This is a genomic window from Wolbachia endosymbiont of Pentidionis agamae (assembly GCF_036711655.1).
Classification (GTDB): domain Bacteria; phylum Pseudomonadota; class Alphaproteobacteria; order Rickettsiales; family Anaplasmataceae; genus JAZHPY01.
In genome coordinates this window covers 1-11,464 of the sequence record NZ_JAZHPY010000029.1, presented here as the reverse complement: position 1 = coordinate 11,464, position 11,464 = coordinate 1, and the positions used below count along the sequence as shown (strand labels likewise).

11 protein-coding genes are annotated in these 11,464 nt (G+C 31.1%); 5 read left to right on the top strand and 6 right to left on the bottom strand.

Going from position 1 to position 11,464, the window contains the following annotated elements; all coding sequences use genetic code 11:
• Positions 1 to 283 precede the first annotated feature (283 nt).
• The 3 genes from V6U76_RS02535 (at position 284) to V6U76_RS02525 (ending at position 3,805) form a co-directional block, all read left to right on the top strand.
• A complete protein-coding gene (locus tag V6U76_RS02535) occupies positions 284 to 1,663 on the top strand; it encodes an alanine/glycine:cation symporter family protein (RefSeq protein ID WP_408647413.1) in 1,380 nt (459 codons plus the stop codon).
• The gene (locus V6U76_RS02530; protein WP_333023451.1) at positions 1,653 to 3,107 is read left to right on the top strand and encodes an alanine/glycine:cation symporter family protein; all 1,455 of its coding nucleotides are present in this window, start codon (positions 1,653 to 1,655) and stop codon (positions 3,105 to 3,107) included. The genes V6U76_RS02535 and V6U76_RS02530 overlap by 11 nt, the downstream gene beginning before the upstream one ends.
• A 65-nt stretch (positions 3,108 to 3,172) precedes the next feature.
• Complete coding sequence (locus V6U76_RS02525) at positions 3,173 to 3,805, top strand: hypothetical protein (RefSeq protein ID WP_333023450.1); 633 nt, start codon at positions 3,173 to 3,175, stop codon at positions 3,803 to 3,805.
• A 439-nt stretch (positions 3,806 to 4,244) separates the two neighbouring features.
• Here V6U76_RS02525 and V6U76_RS02520 read toward each other — a convergent pair whose 3' ends face one another.
• A complete protein-coding gene (locus V6U76_RS02520; protein ID WP_333023449.1) occupies positions 4,245 to 4,592 on the bottom strand; it encodes a TrbC/VirB2 family protein in 348 nt (115 codons plus the stop codon).
• A gap of 123 nt (positions 4,593 to 4,715) precedes the next feature.
• On the opposite strand from V6U76_RS02520, the gene V6U76_RS02515 reads away from it, so the two are divergent.
• Positions 4,716 to 5,462, top strand: coding sequence for an alpha/beta hydrolase (locus V6U76_RS02515; protein WP_333023448.1), 747 nt, complete (start codon positions 4,716 to 4,718; stop codon positions 5,460 to 5,462).
• Between the two features lie 4 nt (positions 5,463 to 5,466).
• Here V6U76_RS02515 and V6U76_RS02510 read toward each other — a convergent pair whose 3' ends face one another.
• From V6U76_RS02510 to V6U76_RS02490, 5 genes are read right to left on the bottom strand one after another with little or no spacing between them, the layout of a single operon-like run.
• A complete protein-coding gene (locus tag V6U76_RS02510; RefSeq protein ID WP_333023447.1) occupies positions 5,467 to 6,717 on the bottom strand; it encodes an MFS transporter in 1,251 nt (416 codons plus the stop codon).
• Between the two features lies 1 nt (position 6,718).
• On the bottom strand, positions 6,719 to 7,429 hold the full coding sequence (gene ubiG / locus V6U76_RS02505) for a bifunctional 2-polyprenyl-6-hydroxyphenol methylase/3-demethylubiquinol 3-O-methyltransferase UbiG (RefSeq protein ID WP_333023446.1): 711 nt from the start codon (positions 7,427 to 7,429) through the stop codon (positions 6,719 to 6,721).
• Positions 7,416 to 7,874 carry a ribose 5-phosphate isomerase B gene (gene rpiB, locus V6U76_RS02500; RefSeq protein WP_333023445.1) on the bottom strand — a complete coding sequence of 153 codons (459 nt, stop codon included), beginning with the start codon at positions 7,872 to 7,874 and terminating at the stop codon, positions 7,416 to 7,418. Before rpiB ends, ubiG begins: the two co-directional genes overlap by 14 nt.
• A 25-nt stretch (positions 7,875 to 7,899) precedes the next feature.
• On the bottom strand, positions 7,900 to 9,948 hold the full coding sequence (nuoG, locus tag V6U76_RS02495; protein WP_333023444.1) for an NADH-quinone oxidoreductase subunit NuoG: 2,049 nt from the start codon (positions 9,946 to 9,948) through the stop codon (positions 7,900 to 7,902).
• A 6-nt stretch (positions 9,949 to 9,954) separates the two neighbouring features.
• Complete coding sequence (locus tag V6U76_RS02490) at positions 9,955 to 10,167, bottom strand: hypothetical protein (protein ID WP_333023443.1); 213 nt, start codon at positions 10,165 to 10,167, stop codon at positions 9,955 to 9,957.
• Positions 10,168 to 10,747: 580 nt separating this feature from the next.
• On the opposite strand from V6U76_RS02490, the gene V6U76_RS02485 reads away from it, so the two are divergent.
• Positions 10,748 to 11,170 (top strand): radical SAM protein, encoded by a 423-nt coding sequence (locus V6U76_RS02485; RefSeq protein ID WP_333023442.1) that lies wholly within the window; start codon positions 10,748 to 10,750, stop codon positions 11,168 to 11,170.
• Positions 11,171 to 11,464: the final 294 nt, after the last annotated feature.

Genomic DNA, 11,464 nt, shown 5'->3' with positions numbered 1-11,464 from the left:
TTTCCCTTTTGCTAGCAATTCACCTATTTTTTGATTTTTCCATGTAATTTGGTTATCATTGGTTGCAAAACACAACGGTATAAACATAATGATAGATATAGTGAAAAAAGTAAGAGTCTCAAGAGGTTCATAAAATATATTTTTAAATTTTTTGCATTTTAGTGTATATAATATAATCTATTCTCTAAGTAAAAAAATCTTTAAGTCCTATAATGAAAAAGTTTTAGTGTTTTACTTTTTGTTTTCAAGTAGTCTTTAAAATTTAAAGATTCTTTATATTATAATGGAGAAAATAACTAATTTTATAGTAACGAAGACAAGTGAGTTATTAAACTCATTTCTATACTTTAAAGTGTTTAACGTCCCATTTATAATTGTATGGGTTATTACTGCTGGAGTTTTTTGTACAATAAAGTTTAAATTTGTTAATTTTAGATTGTTTAAGTATGGGATACAAACGTTATTCAATATTAAGTATGATAAAAACAATAGAGGTATAATCACACATATACAAGCGTTCGCCACTGTGATATCTGGAACAGTTGGTCTTGGCACAATTTCAGGTGTTGCAATAGCAATTACTATAGGAGGACCAAGTTCTATTTTTTGGATGATGGTTATTGGTATGCTTGGTATGTCAATAAAATTTGCTGAAGTGGTTCTTGCTTTTTCCCATCGTTCCAAAAAAACAACTGGTGGGGCATTTTATTACATTAAACATAGTCTTGTAAAAATTGGATGTCCTATAGCTGGTAAAATTTTTGCATCTACTTATGCTGTTATTCTTGTTATTGCAATGGTTTGTGGCGGCATACCTTTTCAAGCAAATCAAATTTCAGCTCTGGCAAGCAACCTTTTTGAATATAATGCATCTATCCCAATATCTTTTCTTGTTCTAATTGTGATTCTTGGAGGGATAAAACGTATTGCTTTTGTAACAACTCACTTGGCACCTATTATGATCCTATTGTATATAGGAATGTGTGCATATTTAATATATGTAAATAAAAGTAACTTACTTAGCGCTTTATCTTTAATATTTCAAGATATTATGAGTAAATCAGCTATAGAAGGAGGACTTTTAATTGGTTTAATAGTTGGAGTAAGGAGATCTGTGTTTGCTAACGAAGCAGGAACTGGAACAGCAGCTATAGCACACTCTGCTGTAAAGGAAAAAGATCCAGTTAAAGCTGGTTCCGTTGCAATGATAGCACCATTTATAGATACAATAGTAATTTCATTTTTAACAGGCCTCGTAATAATAATTACTGGCATGCACAACATGAGTGGTGTTGGTGATATTACATTGATTAATTCAATATTTTCAGAAGCTTTTCCAATAATTAATAAGTTTATTTTTCCCATAATAATATTTTCCTTTGCATTTTCAACAATAATAGCCTACAGTTACTACTGCGAAGTTGCTTTACTATATTTGTTTGATAATAAAAAAATGCTTATATTATTTAGGATTTTCATAGTAATTTCAGTATATATGAGCTGTATGTCAAAAAATATAGAGTTTATATCTTATCTAGGTGATAGTTTATTTATGTGTCTTTTTATTTTAAATACTACTTCAATGTACCTGTTAAGAGAAGAAATTTTAAATATAGTAAATTTTTATTATAATTCTAAAAGGAGTGTTAATCATGGTTTATAAAATATTTTGTACACTGCTCTTTTCCTTGTTTTTTAATAATGCATACAGTTCAGGTTTACATGATACCGTATTGAATGGAATGAGTGATTTTATAAATAATGTACTGTTTTTTAAGGTTTTTTATATACCATTTGTGCTACTCCTTGTAGCATTTGGTTACGTTCTTTTGACTTTGCAATTTAAGTTTCTTAATGTCAGAATGTTTAAGCATGCGTTTGAAATTCTGGGTGGTAAATATGATACTGATCATCACGATGGTCACATCACACATTTACAGGCATTTATTACAGCACTTTCAAGTACAGTAGGTCTTGGTACAGTTGCAGGTGTTGCAATTGCAGTGTCAATGGGTGGACCTGGTGCGGTGCCTTGGATGATGGTTACTGGTTTTTTTGGTATGTCAGCAAAGTTTGCTGAAGTAACTCTAGCATTCAAACATAGGGAAGGAAGCAAAAAGGAATTATTTAGCGGTCCATTTTTATATATTAGAAATGGTTTGGAAGAATTAGGTTTTAAAAGAATTGGAATTATTTTAGCTGCTATATATGCTGTTTTTTTTATATTATCTGGTCTTGGTGGAAGCGTTGCATTTCAAAGTAATCAAATGGTTACAATACTATCCGGTTATTCAAGCTGGATAGATAATAATTCTTGGTTTCTTTCTGCTATAATTTCTGCACTACTTGGTCTAGTAATCATTGGTGGAATAAAAAGAATAGCAAATGTATCTTCAGCACTAGTTCCTATTATGTCAATAACATATATTTGTAGCTGCATTGTGATTATTATATTTAATATTCAAAATCTTGGTTACGCAATAAAGATTTTATTTTCAAGCATGATAGATTTTAATGCTGCTGGTGGAGGAATAGTAGGTGCATTTGTTGCAGGGATTCAAAGAGCGATTTTTGCAAGTGAGGCAGGCGTTGGTTCTGCATCAATTACTCATGCAGTAGCAAAAGATAAAGAACCAGTTAGAACTGGGCTTGTTGCTATGATAGAGCCATGCTTTGATACTATGTTAATTTGCTGTTTAACGGGTATAACGATAGTTATAACAGGGGCATATCAAACAGGAATTGGAGAAGGAATATTAATTACTTATAAAGCATTTGAGACGGTTTCTTCTTGGTTTCCAATATTCTTAACTATTGCAGCACCGTTGTTTGCGTTTTCTTCAGTTATCTCATTTGTATATTGCTGCGAAATGGGATGGCTATATTTATTTGGTGCAAAAAGTATAGTGCTATACCGCATAGCAGTAGTAATAGTAGCATTTTTTTCTGGATTATCTAAAGATATTATGGCAATTTCTAATATAGGTGGTGCTTTATTTTCTTGCTTAGCATTAATTAATATGATAGCGCTTATATTGTTTAGTAATCACATAAGCAATGAAGTTAAATGCTATTTAGGAAGACTAAAAGATAATAAAGTCAATTAGCTAATAAATGTCTTGATTATCTATGGGTTATATAGTATACTTATAATTATACCAAAGGAGTTTGTATGGTAAGTTATAATAATGAAGTGCAAAAACAGAGTGTGGTCAGTGAGTCAAATAATGGTAGTTCTTCACTTGTGCAAGAGAAAATTGGTACACAAAATAAAAAGGTTGATGATAAGAAAGATAATGTAGAAAAACTTTCAAGTAGAAAGGAAGGTACAACTTTAAGTGGGAATGTAGCTAGATTTTTATCTGTATCATTGGCTTTTATGATTGGAACTCCTTTAGTAGGGGCAATAGTTCTTACTTTAGCACTTGCAGATTATGAGTCGAAAGGCAAATTTTCTGAAGCAGGAAAGAATCTTATATCTGGTACAGGTAATATAGTAAAGAGTCTATTGAAAGGCATATTTAAAATGACCGAATTAGCGTCAGAAAAGTTTTTATTGCAAAAGAAAGAAGTTAATACAAATAGTCCAAAAGACTTGAATCAAGAGTTACAGGTAGGCAAACCACCAGCTGCTGATAATATTGCATCTCAAGATTTGAATCAAAAGTTACTTGGTAAAATAGGTAAAACAATGATAAGTGAAGGATTCAAGATTGATGATACTCAAGTTAATAAGAGAAAGGTGAATAATATGGTTAATATTCAAGGTCATCCGTCTTCAAGAAATAATGGCAGGGGAATATAGAGCTCTTAGAAAAATACATTAGTTTTTTTCTCATTAGAGTTTTCCTTACCATGGGGTAAATGATCAATTTAAAATTTGTAAAACATTTACCTTATGTATAGTTTCTGTTAGGCTTACTAAGCTGGGAGGTTTCTTGTGTTATCTTATGCCACTCTGCTCAGCAATCTATTGTTACTACATTTTAGTACACTTTTTATAGCAGATAGCATAAGTGTTTTACAGTTAATTATTTCATTTCCGAGAGATTTTATTCATTGCGTTTATAATAAAAATGGCTTGGTGTCATGCCTACCTTTTGGAGATTATTCTCTTGCATTATTAAGTTAGAGGAATATAAATGTCCCCGAATTTTTTTCAGGAACATTAATTGGAAATTTCTCCTTGATTTTACCAGGCAACCATTGTATTTCAAGTTTGTTAATTCTCGCTAACAAAATGTTTAGGAACATTTTTCTGTGCTAGAGCCTACCATCTTGTCTACAACTGTAGCAGCACCAAAAAACACACCGCAAAAGATAACGAGAGCAACAAGAGCTGGCCATGCCATTCTACCAAATATTGCAAGTATACTAGAACCAATAATAACAACTGTCATAAGTGGTCCACCTATTGAGTGAATATAATTAATAGTTTTACATATTACTTCTCTTGTGAGATCTTTTTCTACGGAACCTTTAGCAGTAACCTTGCCAGCCTGCTGATTAACAACATCCTCGTTCTCTGCAGCATAAGAATTAAATGAAAAAGAAAGCACTAGAAATAAAAATACAAACTTATAAAATCTCATAATATACCTTTTATAAAATTTATACTGTAAAATAATCTTATTAATTTTTCTTTAATACTCTTTTCATAATATATGACTACAATATACTTATTTTTAATGTTTTAATGTTTAGATTACGTGAATATGGATTATAAAAAGTTAGTTGACCACGATAATAATTATATAGCATATAGAAAATTACCTGGAACAAAAGCTTCTATAATTTTCTATGGTGGATTTGCATCTAATATGAATGGTACTAAAGCAAACGCTATATATGAATATTGCAAAAAGAATGATATAGAACTAGTGCTATTCGATTATTTTGGCCATGGAAATTCTGGCGGCAGGTTTATTGACTATACAATAAGTGATTGGCATTCAAATTGTATAAGAATTATAAATGAATTAACATACGATAAAAAAATTATTATAGGTTCAAGCATGGGCGGATGGCTAATGCTTCTCACTGCTATTACATTTCCAGAAAGAATTTCAGCATTAATAGGAATATCTTCTGCACCTGATTTCACTGAAAATCTAATATTTGAAAAGCTCTCTAAAGAGCAAAAAGAAGAATTATATTCTAATGGAATAATAGATTTCATTTCCAAGCATGATAAAAATTGTAAATATCCGATAACAAAAAACTTAATTGAAGATGGGAGAAAACACATTCTTTTAAATGAAGACATTATCGATATAAAATGTCCAGTACGCTTATTACATAGTATGAGTGATAAAGATGTACCATATCATACTTCACTTCACTTAGCAGAAAAAATAGAATCAACTGATGTTGAAGTGATACTCACTAAAGGTGGAGGACATAATATGTCTGATCAAAATTCATTAGAAATATTATTTAGAACTTTGAAAGAATTTATATGAAATACTACCAATCAATTTTTTTATCTTGCAACTTAATTTGCATTATAGATATAAGACTTATAAAAGCACACAAAGACAAATAAAGTCCAGCTGCAATTTTACTTTGCATATTATTTATTAAAAAAGTACAGATGTATGGTGCAAAACCACCAAAGATTCCAGCAGATAAATTGTGTGCAAGACTAAGAGCAGTACACCTTACCTTTGTTGGAAATAATTCACATATAATTGCATTATATGTACCAAATAACCCAGATATAGGAATTACAGAAAGTAGATAAAATATTATTACTATCATAAAATTCTGACTAGATAGCATAATAAATATCTGAGGGGAAGTTAGGATAAGAAATATGAGTATTGGTATGACTATGATTTTTCTTCCTATTTTATCAGATAAAATTGCAAAAATTACTCCAAATACTGCAAATAACATATCATTTATAATTCTCATTGGATATTTTAGTTCTATTCCTAAAAACGTCTTCTCTTCTATAAAAATATTGAAAAACATGATAATAGAATAAGTTATAACATTTTGTGCAATTCCTATTCCTATAGATATAATGAAAGATTTTCTATATTTCTTTATCAACTCTCCTAATGGAAAAGCAACACGCCTACTTTTATTTGCCTTATACGCTGGACTTTCTTCTAGCGATAACCTGATAAAAAAACTAACTGCACCCAGTAAAAAACACAAAAAAAATGGTATTCTCCATCCTAAAGAATCAAAATTACCGTACTTATGACAAATATATACTACTATAAAGCTTAAAATTGAGCCTATAGGACCACTGAAAATTTTTATACTACCAAGGAACCCTAAATTTTTTTTACATTGTGAATGCTCTATTAAAAATGCAGATGAGCTACTTGTTTCACCTCCTATTGCTATGCCGTGTATTATGCGAAATATTGTGATTAATATTGGTGCAAAAATACCAATTTTACTGTAACTTGGAACTAAAGAAATTAATGTAGATGGTACAGAAACTAATATTACTGAGATAAGCAAAGAAAATCTTCTTCCTAATTTATCGCTTATATGACCAAATATCAGTGCGCCAATGGGCCGAAAAGCAAACCCAATGCCAAAAATAATAAGTAAATTTGCAACACTATTATTAAAATTTTCTGAAGGAAAAAAAGTATTACTTATTGTGCTTATTAATACTCCAAATAGGGTATATTCATACCAAAGAAGTATGCTACAAATTATGCTTGATAATATTGCTTTTTGAAGATTATGCACCCTAGTAATCTTTTATTCCATACATTAAATAGTTAACAGATACATCACTTGTTAATGCCCATTCATCTTTCATAATAGAATAACTCATTCCTGCCATATGTTTTAATTCTACATTATTTTCTCTAAAACAAGTTGCAATTTCTGAAGGTTTTATAAATTTATTCCAGTTATGTGTCCCTCTTGGAAGCCAGTTTAGAATATATTCTGCACCTACTATTGCAAGAAAAAAAGATTTTATAGTTCTATTTATTGTTGATATAAATAGAAGGCCTCTTGGCTTTAATAATTCTATAGTTTTTTTTATAAAAAATGTTAAATCTTCCACATGCTCTATAACTTCCATTATTAAAATAACGTCATATTGTTCATCACTATTTAACTTTTCAACACTGGTATGTTTATATAATATATTTAATCCTACCTTTTCAGAATGCATTTTTGCAATTTTTATATTTTCTTCTGAAACATCTATTCCAGTAACTACTATATCAAGTTTTGCCATTGATTCGGATAAAATACCTCCTCCACATCCTAGGTCTAATAATGATATAGTATTAAAGTTTCTGTCTATATTTTCTTTTATATATTTTACAATGTAAGAGACTCTTAAAGGATTAATTATATGAAGTAGTTTAAATTTACCATTTTCATTCCACCACTCATTAGAGATCCTAGAAAATTTATATACTTCATCCTCACTAAAGGTCTTCATTTTTACTTAAATCTAGCTTATCAACACGAATTCTATGCCTTCCCTCTAAAAAAGGAGTAGTTAAAAAACTTTCCACTATTACTTTTGCAGTGTGATTATCAATAAATTTTGCACCTAGGCATAAAATGTTTGCATTATTATGCTCACGTGCTGATCGTGCAACCTCAACGTTATAACACAGTGCAGCTCTAATACTATTATGCCGATTTGCTATCATGCTCATACCTATCCCGCTCCCACATATTAACACTCCATAATTAGTCCTGCCAGTCATAATATCTCCTATTACAAAGCGGGCATAATCAGGATAATCAACATGATTCTTGCTGGAAGTACAGCCATAATCTTGAACAATGTACCCTAACTTATCTAAATAAGATTTTAAGATTTGCTTTAAGTCAAAGCCTGCATGGTCTGAAGATATTGGAATCATACTTCTTGACATTGGGTTTTTTCTACTATTTTCAAAACTATAAAGAGTTATTACAAAAAGCTTTAGTGCACTCAGCCATTATTTTTGAAGCACGAGTAATTGAATCAGTCATATAAAAATTATATTTTTTGAGAGAAAAAGGCATATTACTTAAGTTTACTTTGTCAAAATTAATCGGTATCCACTTGTTTTTTATGACCTGATCAATACACTTAAAATGTGGCCCTATTGACTCTAATTTTTTTCTAACATCTTGTAGATTGTTATATGACAAATGGACGCCTAGATGCTCAGCAAGATTTTTGATGATAAACCAGTCTTCTTTTGCTTCTCCAGGAGGTAGAGTAGCTATATTAGTTCTTTGAGCCCTTCCTTCAGTGTTAACATAAGTTGCACATTTTTCTGTATATGTAGCACCAGGAAATACAACATCTGCAATACTTGCACCATTATCACCATGATGCCCTTGATAAATTACAAATGTATTTTTTAGTTTTGATACATCAATTTCATCTGCTCCCAAAAGATATACAACCTTTATGTTTCCTTTTTCCGCATGATATAATATCTGATCAATATCTTTTCCTCCGTTTTTTGGAGTAAATCCAATATCCAAACCACCAACTCTTGCTGCTGCTTTGTGAAGAATGTTAAAACCATTCCAATCATCATTAATCATATTGAACTTTTCTACCAGCTTACTTACTAATGCTAAAATTGAATGAGCATCATCCCTCATTAGTGCATCCTGACCTATAATTAACATAGGATTTTTAGCGTTGCTGAGTAATTTGCAAAACTCATGACTGCCTTCTACAATTTGATTTAGAATTTTTGGATCATCACCTAACTTTTGAACTTCATATAGATATTCGATATCATGACCAATACTCGCAATTTTAAAATTACCACGCAAATATCTTTTTCTTAAACGTGCATTAATAATAGGTGCCTCCATCCTTGGATTTGTATTAACTAATAAACATAGATCAGCTCTTTCGATTCCTTCAATGGTAGTATTGAATACGTACAATGCACGATTAGTTGAAAGTAATTTTGCACCATCTTGCCTGCAATCCATATTTCCAGATCCTAATGCAAGCATTACCTCCTTCAATAGAATCATGGATTCACAATCTATTAGATCACCAGCAATTGCAGCTATTTCATTTGATTTGGCACTTTTTAACTTTGCTGAAGCAATGGTCATTGCATCGTCCCACGTAGCTTCTACCAATTTAACTTCTTTTCTTACATATGGCTTATTTAGACGTTGTAACTTTAATCCATCATAAGCAAAGCGAGTTTTATCTGATATCCACTCTTCATTAATTTCTTCATTAATCCTTGGCAATATACGCATTACTTCTGGGCCACGTACATCGACTCTTATAGCGCTACAAGTAGCATCAAGCACATCTATGGTTTCACAATGCACAAGCTCCCATGAACGAGCCTTAAAAGAATATGGCTTAGAAGTTAAAGCACCAACAGGACAAAGATCTATTATATTTCCAGATAATTCAGAGCTTATATGCTGTTTTATATATGTATCTATTTCTACATTTTCTCCTCTACCAATTCCGCCAAGTTCATATGTACCGGCAACATCAGATAAGAACCTTATGCAACGAGTACAATGGATACACCTATTCATTGCAGTTTCAATTAGCGGCCCAAAATTTTTCTTGGGCACCGAACGCTTTTGCTCTTTTATCCTACTTGTCCCTCTTCCGTATGCCATCGTAATATCTTGTAAATCGCATTCACCACCCTGATCACATATTGGACAGTCTAGTGGGTGATTAATAAGCAAAAATTCAAGAACACCTTCACGCGCTTTCTTTACCATTTCAGTATTTGTATTAATCACCATGCCTTCCGTTACTTGCATTGCACAAGATGCTACAGGCTTCATAGGTCCACCTACAACCTCAACTAGACACATCCTACAATTGCCAGCTATTGCTAAACGGTCATGATAACAAAACCTTGGAATTTCAATGCCTAGAGAATCACAAGCCTGAATAATAGTCAACCCCTGCTCTACTTCAATTTCTTGAGAATTAATATTAATCTTTACCATAAATTCCTAAATTGCATCCCATGCTATTGGATTACCTCTTCCATCTTCAATTAAATTACCGTTACTATCTTCAGCTGCCATAAAATTTTGATTTAATTCACGATTTATTAGCCGAACTGGCACCACATTTTTTCCATTGTATGTTTTCTGCGTTGTTCCTTTATTTCGTTGCAGAGGATTATTTTTACTTGCTGTTTTTGCTTTTCCACCTTTTGCCATGTTTTACTCCAAAAATCTTTAATGTTTAATTTTAAATATCTGACCATGCATCGTCAACATATAAATATGTTTACTTAAGTCATTATATAAATATGTTTACTTAAGTCATTGTTCTTTATATAAAAAGCGCATGCAAGACTTGTATAGCTTAAAAAATATACTTCAATATTCCCACACAAAAGTGTGATTTACATAAAAATCTTACTTGACTCGTTTTTATCAGTCCTTTATTATAGTCATAATTTATTAATTAAATGTAAAAATAATATGACTAAAAAGATAAAAATAGTTTAACTGTAAAAAAAGACTCAGATCAAGATCAGATATCTGTAAAACCAAGTTTTTTAGAAGATATTATTAATAGTAGAAGCTTTAATGATATAAATGAAGAACAAGGAGGGTTCAGAACAAAAATCTTAAGAGATCGCAGCAAGCAATCTAGAGGTTGGGCACGAGGCATTACGTGGTCTAAAAATGGGTGGCCTAAAGCTTGGTATGACTGTCTATTATAATATTAAAATGTTATGTATAAGAAGTTTAAGCCAGAAGAATACACAATAATTAGTGTGTATGGGGTATTGTGTATAAAAAGCCTCTGACATTACAAATAGTACTTAAGCTTGTAGAAAGATGTAATATAAATTGTACATATTGTTATGTTTTTAATGGTGAGAATGACGATTGGAAGTATCATTCACCATATATGAAATCTGATATTGTGAATCAAGTTATTAAGTTTTTAATGCAAGGGTCTAATGAACTTAATATAACACATATAAGTATTATTTTTTATGGTGGTGAGCCTTTGATGTATAAAAAAAAGGCATTCGATGAGTTGTGTATAAATTTAAAAGATGCTTTATTTTCATGCAAGCTGGATTTTTCAGTGCAAACTAATGCCATGCTTGTCAATGATGAGTGGATTCAGCTCTTTCAAAAACATAAAGTCGGTGTAGGTGTTAGTTTAGATGGGCCAAAAAGTATCACGATATTAATCGCATAGATCATCGCGGTCGTGGTACATATGATCATGTTATCAAAGGTCTTAAATATTTACAAGAATCTGCTAGTCAAAACCTAATCAATCATCCAGGAATACTCACTGTAATAAATCCAAAAATTGATGCAAGAAAGATTTATCGCCACTTTGTTGATGAACCAATACCAATTATTAGGAGTGCAAATAAGAGACATTAGAAAGTTGTTTAATTGTGGAATAGGTAAGAGAAGCAATAAATTTGCACAAAGTGGATTCAAGGAGTAATTGTATCGTATATTTTATTGCGCAAAAAGTTCA

What these genes read in the sequence shown, in the direction of transcription:
- nuoG (WP_333023444.1), bottom strand. Translation starts at nt 9,948, where the DNA reads ATGGTAAAGATTAATATTAATTCTCAAGAAATTGAAGTAGAGCAGGGG.
- V6U76_RS02520 (WP_333023449.1), bottom strand. Translation starts at nt 4,592, where the DNA reads ATGAGATTTTATAAGTTTGTATTTTTATTTCTAGTGCTTTCTTTTTCA.
- V6U76_RS02490 (WP_333023443.1), bottom strand. Translation starts at nt 10,167, where the DNA reads ATGGCAAAAGGTGGAAAAGCAAAAACAGCAAGTAAAAATAATCCTCTG.
- ubiG (WP_333023446.1), bottom strand. Translation starts at nt 7,429, where the DNA reads ATGAAGACCTTTAGTGAGGATGAAGTATATAAATTTTCTAGGATCTCT.
- V6U76_RS02530 (WP_333023451.1), top strand. Translation starts at nt 1,653, where the DNA reads ATGGTTTATAAAATATTTTGTACACTGCTCTTTTCCTTGTTTTTTAAT.
- V6U76_RS02525 (WP_333023450.1), top strand. Translation starts at nt 3,173, where the DNA reads ATGGTAAGTTATAATAATGAAGTGCAAAAACAGAGTGTGGTCAGTGAG.
- rpiB (WP_333023445.1), bottom strand. Translation starts at nt 7,874, where the DNA reads ATGTCAAGAAGTATGATTCCAATATCTTCAGACCATGCAGGCTTTGAC.
- V6U76_RS02535 (WP_408647413.1), top strand. Translation starts at nt 284, where the DNA reads ATGGAGAAAATAACTAATTTTATAGTAACGAAGACAAGTGAGTTATTA.
- V6U76_RS02515 (WP_333023448.1), top strand. Translation starts at nt 4,716, where the DNA reads ATGGATTATAAAAAGTTAGTTGACCACGATAATAATTATATAGCATAT.